Source organism: Streptomyces sp. NBC_00012 (genome assembly GCF_045040875.1).
Classification (GTDB): Bacteria; Actinomycetota; Actinomycetes; order Streptomycetales; family Streptomycetaceae; genus Streptomyces.
Window position 1 is genome coordinate 8504681 of record NZ_CP108309.1, and the last position, 12755, is coordinate 8517435.

At 69.5% G+C, this 12755-nt stretch carries 14 protein-coding genes; 5 read left to right on the forward strand and 9 right to left on the reverse strand.

What is annotated here, in order from left to right:
• Nucleotides 1-172 precede the first annotated feature (172 nt).
• Nucleotides 173-415, forward strand: coding sequence for a metal-sensitive transcriptional regulator (locus OHA19_RS38335; protein WP_405721166.1), 243 nt, complete (start codon nt 173-175; stop codon nt 413-415).
• 324 nt (nt 416-739) lie between these two features.
• Here the strand turns inward: OHA19_RS38335 and OHA19_RS38340 are convergent, their stop codons facing one another.
• The 4 genes from OHA19_RS38340 to OHA19_RS38355 form a co-directional block, all read right to left on the reverse strand.
• Nucleotides 740-2011 (reverse strand): MFS transporter, encoded by a 1272-nt coding sequence (locus OHA19_RS38340; protein ID WP_405708166.1) that lies wholly within the window; start codon nt 2009-2011, stop codon nt 740-742.
• On the reverse strand, nt 2008-3162 hold the full coding sequence (locus tag OHA19_RS38345; RefSeq protein WP_405708164.1) for a PLP-dependent cysteine synthase family protein: 1155 nt from the start codon (nt 3160-3162) through the stop codon (nt 2008-2010). Before OHA19_RS38345 ends, OHA19_RS38340 begins: the two co-directional genes overlap by 4 nt.
• Nucleotides 3163-3319: 157 nt before the next feature.
• Nucleotides 3320-3745: a hypothetical protein gene (locus tag OHA19_RS38350; protein ID WP_405708161.1), complete on the reverse strand. Its 426-nt coding sequence runs from the start codon at nt 3743-3745 to the stop codon at nt 3320-3322.
• A 415-nt stretch (nt 3746-4160) separates the two neighbouring features.
• Nucleotides 4161-4763 carry a helix-turn-helix domain-containing protein gene (locus OHA19_RS38355; protein WP_405708158.1) on the reverse strand — a complete coding sequence of 201 codons (603 nt, stop codon included), beginning with the start codon at nt 4761-4763 and terminating at the stop codon, nt 4161-4163.
• Nucleotides 4764-4907: 144 nt separating this feature from the next.
• On the opposite strand from OHA19_RS38355, the gene OHA19_RS38360 reads away from it, so the two are divergent.
• Entirely contained in the window at nt 4908-5918 is a 1011-nt protein-coding gene (locus OHA19_RS38360) for an alpha/beta fold hydrolase (protein ID WP_405708155.1), read from the forward strand.
• Nucleotides 5919-6118: 200 nt separating this feature from the next.
• On the forward strand, nt 6119-6715 hold the full coding sequence (locus OHA19_RS38365; RefSeq protein ID WP_405708152.1) for an isochorismatase family protein: 597 nt from the start codon (nt 6119-6121) through the stop codon (nt 6713-6715).
• Nucleotides 6716-6942: 227 nt separating this feature from the next.
• On the opposite strand, the gene OHA19_RS38370 is transcribed toward OHA19_RS38365, so the two are convergent.
• Both OHA19_RS38370 and OHA19_RS38375 read right to left on the reverse strand, forming a co-directional pair.
• The gene (locus OHA19_RS38370; RefSeq protein WP_405708149.1) at nt 6943-7620 is read right to left on the reverse strand and encodes an esterase/lipase family protein; all 678 of its coding nucleotides are present in this window, start codon (nt 7618-7620) and stop codon (nt 6943-6945) included.
• A gap of 54 nt (nt 7621-7674) precedes the next feature.
• Complete coding sequence (locus tag OHA19_RS38375; RefSeq protein ID WP_405753149.1) at nt 7675-7857, reverse strand: hypothetical protein; 183 nt, start codon at nt 7855-7857, stop codon at nt 7675-7677.
• A 42-nt stretch (nt 7858-7899) separates the two neighbouring features.
• Between OHA19_RS38375 and OHA19_RS38380 the strand changes: the two genes are divergently transcribed.
• The gene (locus tag OHA19_RS38380) at nt 7900-8052 is read left to right on the forward strand and encodes a hypothetical protein (protein WP_405753150.1); all 153 of its coding nucleotides are present in this window, start codon (nt 7900-7902) and stop codon (nt 8050-8052) included.
• A 63-nt stretch (nt 8053-8115) separates the two neighbouring features.
• Here the strand turns inward: OHA19_RS38380 and OHA19_RS38385 are convergent, their stop codons facing one another.
• Nucleotides 8116-8724, reverse strand: coding sequence for a TetR/AcrR family transcriptional regulator (locus tag OHA19_RS38385; RefSeq protein ID WP_405708143.1), 609 nt, complete (start codon nt 8722-8724; stop codon nt 8116-8118).
• Nucleotides 8725-8770: 46 nt separating this feature from the next.
• Between OHA19_RS38385 and OHA19_RS38390 the strand changes: the two genes are divergently transcribed.
• A complete protein-coding gene (locus OHA19_RS38390) occupies nt 8771-9235 on the forward strand; it encodes an SRPBCC family protein (RefSeq protein WP_405708140.1) in 465 nt (154 codons plus the stop codon).
• A gap of 447 nt (nt 9236-9682) precedes the next feature.
• On the opposite strand, the gene OHA19_RS38395 is transcribed toward OHA19_RS38390, so the two are convergent.
• Complete coding sequence (locus OHA19_RS38395) at nt 9683-10249, reverse strand: hypothetical protein (RefSeq protein WP_405753152.1); 567 nt, start codon at nt 10247-10249, stop codon at nt 9683-9685.
• Between the two features lie 215 nt (nt 10250-10464).
• Complete coding sequence (locus OHA19_RS38400; RefSeq protein ID WP_405708135.1) at nt 10465-12753, reverse strand: hypothetical protein; 2289 nt, start codon at nt 12751-12753, stop codon at nt 10465-10467.
• Between the last annotated feature and the right edge of the window lie 2 nt (nt 12754-12755).

Sequence of the window (12755 nt, forward strand, 5' to 3'; positions counted from 1 at the left end):
GTCGAGGCCTCGCCGCTCATCGGTGTCAGCCGCGGCATTGGCGGCGGTCCGGTCCTGGCCGTCCCGATCCTGATACGCCTCGCCGAGCGTGGCATCGAAGTGATTTATACCCCTTGGGGTATTCTTGGCAGGGGGAGTGAAGGAGAGTTCCGTGCAGGTGGACGAAGAATCGATGAAGCCGGTCCTGAACCGTCTCAGGCGGGCGCAGGGGCAGCTGGGCGCCGTGATCGCGATGGTGGAGTCCGGCCGGGACTGCAAGGACGTCGTCACCCAGCTCGCCGCCGTCTCCAAGGCTCTGGACCGGGCCGGCTTCAAGATCGTGGCCAGCGGAATGCGTCAATGCCTCACCGGCGACTCCGACACCCCGCCCATGACGCAGGACGAGATGGAGAAACTCTTTCTCGCGCTCGCTTGACCTTTGCCTGTCCGGTCGCACCCGGTCCTTTCCTCCCGGGGCGCATCCTGCCTTGGCCGGCCATGCAACTCCTGGCCGCCGCCGTGGTGGGGAGACCGGGGCGCCGTGGTGGCATGGGAAAGGGAGAGCCGGCCGAGCCGACAGTGTTCGCCCCGGTCTTCTCTCCCCGCCCTGTCGATGTGGGTGTGAGGGCGGGGAGAAGCGGAGGCCGACCACCAACAGGCCCAGGCCGAGGAGCGCGACCGTCACGATCGGCACCCGGGCACCTGGGCATTCTGGCCGTTCGGCCGTCCGGTCGCTCGGCTGCCACCGGAACGGGAACGGTCAGGCGATCACGGGCTGTTGCAGCTGCTGCGGTGCGTGCAGCCGCCCGGTGCGGGACAGCGCGAACACCGCCCCGGCGCAGGCGGTCCCGGTCAGGGCCAGGGCGGCCCACACCAGCCACAGCGCGTGGTGCTGCGCGGCGTAGTCCCACAGGGCGCCGATGGCCAGGTTGCCCAGGGTGATGCCGAGCCCGGAGACGGTGTTGTAGAGACCGTAGTGGGTGGCGATGAGTCGGTTCCCGGAGAGGGCTACGACGGTGTCCATCTCGAAGGGGTAGACGATCGCGCTGCTGGCCGAAAGAGCGATTACGGCGATGGCCAGCGCGGCCGGCGCTGCAACGGCCGGTGCGGCCCTGCCGCTCAATGCGACCAGGGCGAGCGGTACGAACGCCAGGCCCATCAGGGCCAGTCCGCGCATGAGGGCGCGGTCGCCGCTGAAGCGTGCCTCCGCCCAGCCGGTCAGCCGCAACTGCCCGGCCACGGCCACCGCCGCGGAGAGTACGAACAGCAGGCTGGTGGCCTTCGTGCCCGCCGGGCCGAACGCTTCCCCTGCGGCCAGCGGCAGCGCGAGATAGATCTGGAAGGTCAGCACATACGAGCCGATCATCGCGAGGGAGAACAGCACGAACGGCCGATTGGTCACCACCGTGCGCCACTGCGCCGCCACGTTGTTCCGCCCTTCTGCCTCCCGTCCGGCGGTCCCGCGGGCGGGCAGCGCTCGGCCCTGCAGGACGGTCAGGGCGGCGAAAATGCCCGCTGCCACCAGGCACACCAGACGGAAGTCGGCAGCGAGCAGCGACAGCCCGACCAGCGGCCCGATCAGCATGCCGGCCTGGTAGTAGACGTTGAACGTTGCGAACGCCTCCACCCGCCGCTCCCCGGCCCCGGCGGCCAGGTAGGCGCGCACCGCCGGGTTGAACAGGGCACCGGCGAATCCGGTGGCCGCCGAGGCGAGGACCAGGACGGGCAGGCTGTCCACGATGCCCAGCAGGGCGAATCCCACGGTCCGCAGCAGACATCCGGCCATGATCGGCGCCTTGTAGCCGTAGCGGTCGGCGATCGTGCCGCCGAGGAGGAACATGCCCTGCTGGGAGAAGTTGCGCACGCCCAGGACCAGGCCGACCGCCCACGCGGCCAGACCGAGCTCACCGGCGAGATGAGCGGCGAGGTAGGGCATGAGCATGTAGAAGGCGAGGTTGATGGCGAACTGGTTGGCCATCAACAGCCGCACCGCCGGAGGAAAGCTCCGGGTGGAGGTCCGCAATGCCTTCACAGGGCTGCTCCCGCCAGGCGCGTGCCACCGGTGGACCGTCCCGCGTCGGCCGTGGCGGGGGCCAGGACGGTTTCGCACTTCGTCCACCGGGTGACGCTCCTCTCCCCGGGGTGGGCGATCTCGTCGGGGACGGCGGCTGGTTCGCGGCCCAGCAGCCGGTGTTCCCGGCACCAGGCGTCGTCGAACACGGTGCCGGCGTAGCGGTGCGGACCGTCGGGGAACACGGCCGCGATCCGCGCCTCGGCCGGGAGGGTCGCGGCGAGATGCCGGGCGACCAGGGCAACGGCTCCCACGCTCCACCCGCCGGTGGCGTAACGGGCGCGGGCCAGCGCCCGTGCCGCCCACACCGCCTCACCGGCCGCGACCCAGTGCACCTCGTCGAACAGGGCGTGGTCGACGTTGCGCGGGTGGATGCTGCTGCCCAGTCCCCGCATCAGCCGTGGCGTGGCCTTCTGCCCGAAGATGGTGGAGCCGCAGGTGTCGACACCCACCACCTTCAACGTGGGGAAGTAGCCGCGTAGTACCGAGGCCACCCCGGCGGAATGGCCCCCGGTGCCCACGCTGACCACCAGGGCGTCGATCCGCCCGAGCTGGGCGACCAGCTCCCGGGCCAGGCCCGCGTAGGCGGACACATTGTCGGGGTTGTGGTACTGGTCCGGGCACCATGCGCCCGGGTGCCCCGACAGGAGTTCGCCGACACGGTCACGGCGGGCCTGCTGCCAGCCCCCGACCGGATGAGGCTCCGCGACGGTCTGCACATCGGCACCGTAGGCGGTGAGCAGACCCGACACCAGAGGTTCCATCCCGGGGTCGGTGACCACGGTGACCGGGTGCCCGTGGACGATCCCGGCCAGGGCCAGGCCCAGGCCCAGCGTGCCGGAGGTGGATTCCACGATCCGCGCCCCGGGCAGCAGATCACCCCGCTCCCGGGCGCGTTCCACCATGAACAGAGCGGTGCGGTCCTTGATCCCGCCGGGATTGTGGCCTTCGAGCTTGGCCCAGAAACCGCGCCCCGCCTCTGCGAAGGGATCACCGATCCACAGCACCGGTGTGTCACCGACCAAGGAGGCCGGGCAATGGGCCCGGCGGCTGGCACCGCTCAGCAGCTGCGCCGGGGCAGGGGCGGAAGAGGGCATGAGAATGGAGTTCATCGCACAGGTCTCCTGCCGACCGTCACCGTTCCTGCTCGGAGCAGAGCAGAGCAGAGCAGGGTGGGGCGAGTCGGGATGTTCGAGAGGACGGAACTGTCGAGGGACGCGACGCCGCCGTCGCACGCCCTTGCGGGTAGCGGCCGACGGCACGGTCCGCTCAGGTCCGCCACACCCCCAGCACGGCACGCGTACGACCGTGCTCCGCATGCCCCTCACCGCAGTTGCCGCAGCACGGAGCTCGGCTTCGCACCGGTGATGCCCGGACGGCGTCGGCCCCGAGGGGCTCACCGCCGAGCGCAGGGAGCAGGAGCGGATCCGTCCGGGGACCGACGGCCGCAGGTTCGTCCGCCGCGCATTCCACGGTGATCCCGTGATCGCACAGTGCCGAGACGCCTGCCGCGGAAGGGCGCAGGTGTGAGAAGGGGACGGCAGTGACGACCGGCAGCGAATCGGCCCGCGGCGCACCGGCAGCCTGCGCACCATGGGCACAACCGAGCAGATGCAGCAGCCCGGCCAGCACCATGACCGGCACCAGCCGCCACAGCACGGGCCGGGGGCCGCGAAGGTCCGTCCGCATCAGCACGACACAAAGCGTATTCGATCGATTACATAAAGTGCTTGTTAGGCGGGGTTCGAACCGCCCTTGCCCCGCTTCTGCCGGCGCATCCCGAGTGCATCCAGATCCGCACCCTGGCCGGCGACACCCCAGGACCTCACGGACGGGGGTATCGCAACGCCGGGCAAGGAATCGGCGGGCCATTCCACACCGCACTGCATCTCGCGCGTCCCGCGGCCGATGAGGGCATGCCCTCGCTCGACGAACTGGCCGCCCGGTGACGGCTTTTGCAGGGGTCGCGGCGCAGGCCTCCTGATCCGGCCGCCGCGTACACGATGGACGGCCACACCGACCCTGGCGGTCGGGGACCGTCCACTTCCACCTGCCTGACGGCGAGGGCTGATCCTGGCCTTCACGAGTCGGCCCGGATGGTGAGGGTGCCTCAGTTGGCCGTGGGTCGGACGCGGTGGCGCAGGCGTTCGCCCTGCGGCCCGAACATGACCAGGTATTCGACCGGTCGGCCAGGGCTTGCGTTGGCGACTCCGTGAGGGGTACGGGTGTCGAACTCGGCGATTTCCCCGGCGGTGAGGACGAGGTCGTGCTCACCGAGCGCCAGCCAGAGCCGTCCGGAAAGCACGCAGAGCCATTCGTACCCGTCGTGCGACACCTGGCGTGGCCGTGGCGGCGGGGCGTCGGTCGCGGGCAGGACATGCTTGTGGGCGTGCACGCCTCCGACGTAGTGGGTGAGAGGCAGCACCGTCTTTTCGTCCACCGGAGGGTGGGCCGGAGGAGGGGTGTGCGGTGCCTCGACACCTGTGGGCGTGGTTCTGGCCAACTCGTCCAGGGAAGCGCCGTATGCCTCGGCCAGGCGCAGCAGCAACTCGAGGTTCGGCTTGCGTCGGCCGTTCTCGACCCGTGACAGCGTGCTGAGGGAGATGCCGGCTGACCGGCTGACGTCGGTGAGCGATTTTCCGTGCCGCTCGCGCACGGCCCGCAGACGGGGCCCCATGGCGGCCAGCGCATCGGCAATGCCCTCGTCCGTCATCTCGCCTCGTTCCCCCTCTGTAGATCCACTCGCACTGCCTCTGTCCTGCCAGTTTGCCAAAATGCCAAGGCTGGTCGCCTCCCCGGCCGCCGCAACGCATGATCGATGCGTACCGCGGCCAGCCAGGGAATCCGAGGAGAAGCCATGCACCAGCCCGCACAGTCCGCAGACCTGCGCCACCGCACCATCGACGCACCCGCCGGACGGCTGCACCTGGTCGAGCAAGGAGCCGGGCCGCTGGTCCTGCTCGTCCACGGTTTCCCCGAGTCCTGGTACTCCTGGCGCCACCAGCTCCCGACCCTCGCGGCGGCGGGATACCGGGCAGTCGCCTTCGACGTGCGGGGCTACGGCCGGTCCTCCAAGCCGTCGGCACCGCAGGAATACCGGATGCGCGCCCTCGTGGAGGACAACCTCGCCCTGGTGCAGGCCCTGGGCGAGGAGACGGCGGTGATCATCGGACACGACTGGGGCGCCAACATCGCGGCTGCCTCTGCCCTGCTCCACCCCGAGGTCTTCCGCGCGGTGGGCCTGCTGAGCGTTCCCTACACCCCGCCCGGCGGACCGCGCCCCAGCGACGTCTTTGCGCAGATGGGCGGGGACGGCGGGGGCCAGGAGTTCTACGTTTCGTACTTCCAGCAGCCGGGCCGCGCCGAGGCCGAGATCGAGCCCGACGTCCGGGGCTGGCTCTCCGGCTTCTACGCGGCTCTCTCGGCCGACACCATGCCGGCGCAGGGCGAGCCCGACCCGCACTTCGTCAGCACCGGTGGAACGCTGCGCGACCGATTCCCCAAAGGTCAACTGCCTTCCTGGCTCACCGAAGCCGACCTCGACCACTGCACCGGAGAATTCGAGCGCACCGGCATGACCGGAGCCCTCAACCGCTACCGGAACATGGACCGCGACTGGGAGGACCTCGCCGAATTCAACGGCTCCCCCCTCACTCAGCCGTCGCTGTTCATCGGGGGTGCCCTGGACGCGTCCACGACCTGGATGGCCGACGCGATCAACGCCTACCCGGCCACACTTCCCGCGCTGGTTTCCTCGCACGTCCTGGACGGCTGTGGCCACTGGCTCCAGCAAGAACGGCCTGAGGAGATCAACCGCCTGCTGACGTCCTGGCTCGCGGAGGTGTCCCAGCCCGTGCTTCCGAGGTAGGCGATCGGCGTAGCCCCGCCGGCCGGGGGGCGCCCGGTTTCCCCACCACTCTGACCCGCGGGCGTGCAGGTCGATCCCCGGAAGGCCATGAAGAAAAATGTAAGGTGCGCATTGGTGCGAATGTCACCGATCGCTGGAGTGACCTGGCATCAGATTTTCTTCCCTGTGCACCCACTGAGAGCGGAACGGGAGGCAGCGCCATGGGACATGCGCTGATCGTGGTAGACGTGCAGAACGATTTCTGCGAGGGCGGCAGTGTCGCCGTGGCCGGCGGCGCCGAGATCGCTGTGAAGGTGTGTGACCTGGTTCAGCGGGCAGCTGAGGCCGGCTACACGCATGTGGTGGCGACGAGGGACCACCACATCGATCCCGGTGACCACTTCTCGGACACCCCCGACTTCAAGACCTCGTGGCCGGTGCACTGCGTGGCCGGTACCCAAGGTTCTGACTTCCATCCCGACTTCATCCCCGCGGTGGAAGCCGGCGCGGTCGATGCGGTCTTCTACAAGGGCGCCTACGCGGCTGCCTACAGCGGCTTCGAGGGTGCCGACGAGGGAGGCACAGGGACCGCGTCGTGGCTTCGGGAGCGGGGCGTCACCGCGGTGGATGTGGTGGGTGTCGCCACCGACCACTGTGTGAAGGCCACCGCCCTGGACGCGGCCGCGGCAGGCTTCACCACTCGTGTCCTGCTGGACCTGACCGCCGGCGTCAACCACGGCACCATCAGGCAGGCATGCGAAGAGCTCCGGCAGGCGGGCGTGGAACTGTCGGGCGCCCCGGTGGTCGCCGGATCGTAGATTCCGCCTCTGGCACCGGCATCGACCACATCGTGCCGTTGAAGGAGGTGCGGACGTCAGGGCACCTGCGTGGTCGGTATGCGCGACACCTGAGTACCGGCCGTAGGTGCTCCACGCCGAAGGCGGCGCATCTCGCGCGATGGCGTCCGCCGTCGTCCACGAAGCCCTGCCGACATCATCGAGAAGCACAAGCGGCTCCCGGCGGCGCGCGGAGCCGCAGCGGCCTCTCAGCGGGTCAGGATCTCATCGATCTGCTTGAAGACCACCGTGCTCGACAGGAAGTCGTTGTGCTTGAGCCCGTCGACCTCAATGTTGGTGGCGCCGCTCAGTCTGGTGCTGGTGGCCGGGATGATCTGCTCGTCGTCGGGGGACCAGAGAGTCGTGTAGCGGGTGGGTCCCGGGGTGGCGGTGTCCTGGTTGAGGTGGCTGATGACCCATGAGTTGGGTGTCATGTCCTTGCAGCCTTGATCCCACAGGGCGCAGAGGTACCCGAGGGTGGTGCCGTTGTTGGGGCCTGCGAGGGAAATCCACTTGGCGACCTTCTGGCTGCCGCCGCCGTACTTGATGTACCAGCGGCTCGGCAGGCTGCCCAGGCTGTGAGCGACGATGTTCACCTTGGCCGCACCGATGGAGTTCACGTAGTCGGCGAGCTCCCCGGCCAGGACCTCGTTGGTCGACAGCGAGGTGTCGTAGTCCCAGGTGAAGATCTCGTTCTGTGGGACTCCGTTCTGGACGAGGTAGGCCTTGAGTCGGTCCCATACGCCGGAGTCCGCGTTGCGGCCGTGGATGAGGACGACGGGGACGGGCGCGGAGTCCGCGTGGGCCGGGGTGATGGTCCCGGGGCCGGCCAGCAGGGCCGTGGTCAAGGCGGCGGTTGCGGCGGCGGCGGTGAGGAGGCGACGCATGTGTGCTCCGATGTCCGTCGGTCGAGGAACGGGTGGCACGATCGCACGGACACCTCAGGAAGACCAGTCCTTCTGCGTCGCGCCGAGCGCGTCATCGGGGACGGCCGGGGGATCGGCCAGGTGGTCACGGATCTGCGCGGCGGCCTTGTTCGCAGGGACAACGCGAACTCCTTCGATCGCCGACAGCGGACGCACGGCCGGCGCGCCTGCCGACGACAGCAGTGAGGTGCACGCCATCGCCCGCGTCCGCGGAGTGAGCACGGCCCGGGTCCGGCTGGCGTGGACACTGCACCGCGGCCCGCACGTCCTGGCCATTCCGGCACCGGCGACCTCGACCACCTCGCCCAGAACGTGGCGGCAGGCTCGCTGCGCCTTTCCGAGGGCGAACTGGCCGTCCTGGACGCCCTCCACCACGCACATGCAACCGCATGAACAAGTCACCCGATGACGAGGCGGGAATGGCGCTGCCACCCGAACTCGGCCTGACCGGCGCCGTCACTTCGAGCCGTAGTACAACTGGAGGAACTCCTCCATTGCCGCGTCGACGCCGGCGCGGTCGCCGGTGGCGAGCAGGTCGAGCAGCAGCCCGCGTACGGTGGCGAGTCCCAGTCTGGCGCGGTTCCGGGCCACGGCGGGGTCCGCACCTGCGGCGACCTCTGCCGCCATGAGCGGCTCCAGCCAGTCGTTCACGAGCCCGTCGAGGACCGGGGCGGCCTCGGGGCGGCCCCGTAGCGCCTGCCCGCAGATTTCGAAGAAGAGACGCTCCTGATCAGCCAGTCGAGGATCTGTCAGCTGCCGCCAGAGGAGCCTCGCGACATCGGAGGGCGAGAGACCGGGTTCCGGACGGAGCCGGGACAGCAGATCACGCTGGCGCTGCTCCGACGTCCGGACGATCTCGACGAGCAGCTGCTCCTTGGAGCCGAAATAATGGATCAGCATGCGGTGGCTGACGCCGATCGCGGCGCCCAGGACGCGCAGGCTGAGGTCCACGAAGCCGTATGCCGCGACGTGGTCGACGGCCGCGTTCACCAGCTGAGAGCGCCGGTCTCCGTCCATGCCGGGCGCGGCCTTGCCCTCAGGGTGCGAGCCGCCCGTATTCACCACGTCGTGAGTGTACCAATTGGTACATGCGCTGCGTACCGTGTGGTACATGAAGTCTGTCACCGTGTCGATCGAGGTACCGCAGACGCCCGAGCAGGTCTATGACTTTCTCGATGTCATGGCTCACCACGAGCGATTCACCAACCACTACCTGACCGCATGGAGTTACAGCGGTCCCGGGCGCGGCATCGGTTCGTGCGCCACGGTCACAGCCGCGCTGGGCGGCACGAAGACCGACGTCACCATCGAGGTCGTCGAGGCCGACCCGCCGCGGCGCATCGTCGAACGGAACGTCAGCGCGGCCGGCCGACGCCTGGCCCACGGCACCTATACCGTCGAGCCGCTGCGGACCGGCGGAAGCCACGTGTCGTTCATGTACGCCTGGGCGCGTGCGCCGCTCACCGATCGCCTGCTGGCGCCCGTCGTCCGGGCCACGATGCGGCGCGCCAACCGTACGGTCATGCGGCGCCTGTCCACCGAGTTGGTTCGCCACGTGTCCACCGCCGGATCCTGATGCCGGTGCACGTCGGCTCTTCTGCCCGAAGCAGGACCCGTGGTCCAGCCGCGACTGTGACTGGCCCACTGTCTGGCGGCCCTGGTGTGCAAGGCGGGTGCGCTCACCGGGGCGACCCATGCGAACGGGCCTGCGTGGCAGGCCGCGCGGGCGCACTCGGCCCCGCTGAAATCGCTCAGCGCAGCACGACCGGTCGAGGTCTCCGGGCGAGCCCGGTTCGTCGAGGGGACATGGTGCAGCGTCATCCACACTGCCACCGGTCATGGCATCGATGTGGGGATGCTCACCGCGGTACAGAGCGTCATCGACCAGGCTGTCGCGGATCCGGACCTGAACAGGAGGCCCGTCTCGCGACCACGGGCGATTGCCGCATCCTCGCGATCGTTCCGCCGCCGGCGTGAGGCCCGGTGGTGGAGAGCAACTGCTGTGCCCTCGCGGCCATCGCCGTCACGGTGTGCGACGACCGGCCACGGATTTGTACCAGGCCACCTGCTCGGCACTCATGGACGAAGCGACGGCATGCACGTCGCCGATACGTTGGCCGCCACGCAGACGGTTGCCCCTCTCATGAGCCCGGAACGCCATGACGGACACCTGAGAGACAGGTTGCCAGTGCAGGGTGTAGGCCGGAGCGTTGGAATCCGGGACGTCCTCCATACGTACGCCGCGCTTGGCCAGCAGCCGCTCCAGCTTGTCGAACCGGAGATGACGGTCGAAGCGGCCGTACCGCTCGCGAATCGTCCGGTTGACCATGCCGGCGCCCGAGCAGGACGAGAGCCGATGCACCTGCAGGGTGAAGTGGTGTCCCACCCACGGGTGGTCGCGCGATTCCCGACCCCAGAAGAACTCGACCAATCCGTAGTCGCGCCACATGCTCTGGTCGTCGAAGGAGTTCTCGGCAAAGTCGGAACCCAGGATCGCGGTCACCCGGTCGGGACTGTCCGTCGGCTTGGCACCGAGCACCGTTCCGGATGTGATCACATCGACGTAGAACGCGAGGGAATGCGGAGTCAACTGGTCGTTCCTCGAGGGGTGAAAAGGCCGACAGCGGCCGCCTCAGCATAGGTGAGCGGTTTGCCACGAAGATTCACAGGACAGCCCGCATCTGGTCCTCCGGCCGGTCCACATCGTCACCCTACGTTGGCGACTGCCGATCGACCGGATCGGCGGCCTGCCTGCCCGGCCCGCCCCGTGATGGTGGCCCCTGTGCGGCGTCGCCGTCCCGCTTCTCATCGGGCCAGCCAGTGGGCCTCCGTGGTCCAGCCGAGGAGGCGGCGTCCCTCGCCCGCTTCCGGTGAGCCGCCGGCAGCGGCCTGGCGCAGGCCGGTCAGTGCCGGAGCGAGCCGGGCCGCGACATGGGCTGGATGGCGGACCGTCTCCTCGTCCAGGCAGGCGATCGTCTGCGCCTGTTCCGCAGGACCGCAGAGCGACAGGTGGAACACCATCTGACGCCATGCGTACGCCGCGTCCTTGATCATCGACAATGGCCTCGGATTGCCCTGTGTCCGGGCGGTCGCCTGGCACACGGTGGTGAAGCAGCGCCGGGCCAGGTCCGCCCATCCAGGTTCGGGCCTGATGCCTACCCGGCCGACCAGGGTGGCCAGATTGTGTGTGGTGAGGATCTGGGCCTGTTCGATGACCTTGCCGTTGGCCGCTACGGACCAGGTCCGGGCGTCCGGCTCACCGGCCCGCGCCGCGCACAGCGTCGCGAAGCCGGGCGAGGTGTGAGCCCGACGGGTACGGCGCAGCGAGTCGCTCGCCTCGATGATCGCGAGGTTGCGGACCGCCGCGTAGTCGATGTCGTAGTAACGCTCGTACAGAGTGCCGTCGAGCAACTCGGCGGCGACGCGTGCCGCAGCAAGGAACTTCGGTGTGAAGGTGCCCATGAAGATGTCCGAGGCCAGCTCCTCGACGAACGGAGCGCCGGTATCGGCCTGTCGAGCGAGCACACCGAGCTCCCGGACCAGCGGGTTGGGCAGGAGCGTGCCGGGGAAGGCCTGCACGGCCAGCTCGCCGAGTTGACGCAACGCGGTGTGTGCCACCTCCTCCTGCTCCTGGTCGGCGGCGCGGTATCCGGCCACTGCGCCCACCCAGGGCAGCTCCTCCGTCCGCACCTGCCGGGCGAGGTCGAGCAGCAGCAGTGAGCGGCGGTTGCGGAACGCCCGGTAGTTCGCGGCCATCAGGGTGCGCAGCGACTGGTTCTGATACGCCTGCGAACCGGTTGCGGCGACCAGTTGCGGCACCAACTCGGCCAGGACCTCGGCCGAGGGCACCACGCCACGTTCCACAAGCGTGCCGACAGGGGCACTCAGAGCCGCCTCCACGACACGTCGCACCGTTACGGGGACCACCGTCCCCGCCGGCAACCCGGTCTCGGCGGCCTCGCGGGGCGAGACGTCCGAGATCAGTGGTGCCACATCGGACGCACCGGTCTGCTGCGGGAGTCCGGAGAGCCGGCGCAGAACGAGTTGGGCCAGTGCGTGGTGCGAGGGACGGGCAGCCTGCGCCGCCTGACGGGCACGCAACTCGCCGTGCTGCCCGGAGCCCGGACGACCGCGCCGTCGGACCATCGACTCCACCGAGTGCCGCAGCAACCCGAGCCGACGCGCGTCCAGCGGCCGGCCCTCGACGGTTTCCTCCAGGGCGGCGCGCAGGATGCCGAGGTTCTCCTTCGGGTCACGGTGCTTGGTGCACCGTGTGTGGGCCGCCGCGAGGTCGCGGTAGCGGCGCAGGAGCAACTCGCCGCGCTCCTGCCACGCGTCGTCGGGCGTGTGGTCCATCACGCGGCCGGTCCCTGCTGTCTCCAGCCAATGGGTGAGCAGTTCGTCGCCGAAGGGCAGCCAGACGGTGAGGGCCTCGCGCTGGGTCTCCACCGCGGTGTTGAGTCGTCGGGCGGACAGGGACGCGCCGACGTCGCCGACCGTGCGCCGGTGGACCGCCCGGACGTCGGGCGCAGGTAGGTCGGACGGCCGTGGCAGGAAGCGCAGCCGGTCGGCCCACGGCTCCAGGATCTCGACGAGATCCAGTGCACCGGCCACGTCCCCGGCCCGCGCCAGCCACGCCACGACAAGCAGCGCGGCCTCCTCGGGCACGAGGATCTCGTAACGTCCGCTGTCGAGCAGCGTGTACAGCCGGGCGAGACCCGGTTCGGTGAGGCAGTACGCGAACAGCGCCCGACGATCGGCGGGTACCCCCGCCAGGGACGCGGCCTCGCGTTCGTACGGCTGGAGCGGGCCCTCGGCTCCTGCCGCGGAGGTGACGTACCCGCCGCGTACGACTTCCGGGGTCACCCAGGCGGGCAGTCCCGCCACGGGGGCGCGTGAGCCGATGGTCAGGCGGCCGTCGGCCATACCCGAGAGCACGGACTGCCATCGTTCGACGCGATCCGCCGCACGGGTCCGGGTAGCGGCTTCACCATGGGTCAGCCAGGTCAGAAAAGCCTGGGCCTGCATGGCCTCGGGATAGGCCACAGGATTCCTGGACTCTGCAGAATGCTGCTGTTCAGCGTCTTCGTTCATAG

What these genes read in the sequence shown, in the direction of transcription:
- OHA19_RS38335 (WP_405721166.1), top strand. Translation starts at nt 173, where the DNA reads ATGAAGCCGGTCCTGAACCGTCTCAGGCGGGCGCAGGGGCAGCTGGGC.
- OHA19_RS38345 (WP_405708164.1), bottom strand. Translation starts at nt 3,162, where the DNA reads ATGAACTCCATTCTCATGCCCTCTTCCGCCCCTGCCCCGGCGCAGCTG.
- OHA19_RS38355 (WP_405708158.1), bottom strand. Translation starts at nt 4,763, where the DNA reads ATGACGGACGAGGGCATTGCCGATGCGCTGGCCGCCATGGGGCCCCGT.
- OHA19_RS38360 (WP_405708155.1), top strand. Translation starts at nt 4,908, where the DNA reads ATGCACCAGCCCGCACAGTCCGCAGACCTGCGCCACCGCACCATCGAC.
- OHA19_RS38365 (WP_405708152.1), top strand. Translation starts at nt 6,119, where the DNA reads ATGGGACATGCGCTGATCGTGGTAGACGTGCAGAACGATTTCTGCGAG.
- OHA19_RS38370 (WP_405708149.1), bottom strand. Translation starts at nt 7,620, where the DNA reads ATGCGTCGCCTCCTCACCGCCGCCGCCGCAACCGCCGCCTTGACCACG.
- OHA19_RS38375 (WP_405753149.1), bottom strand. Translation starts at nt 7,857, where the DNA reads ATGGCGTGCACCTCACTGCTGTCGTCGGCAGGCGCGCCGGCCGTGCGT.
- OHA19_RS38390 (WP_405708140.1), top strand. Translation starts at nt 8,771, where the DNA reads ATGAAGTCTGTCACCGTGTCGATCGAGGTACCGCAGACGCCCGAGCAG.
- OHA19_RS38400 (WP_405708135.1), bottom strand. Translation starts at nt 12,753, where the DNA reads ATGAACGAAGACGCTGAACAGCAGCATTCTGCAGAGTCCAGGAATCCT.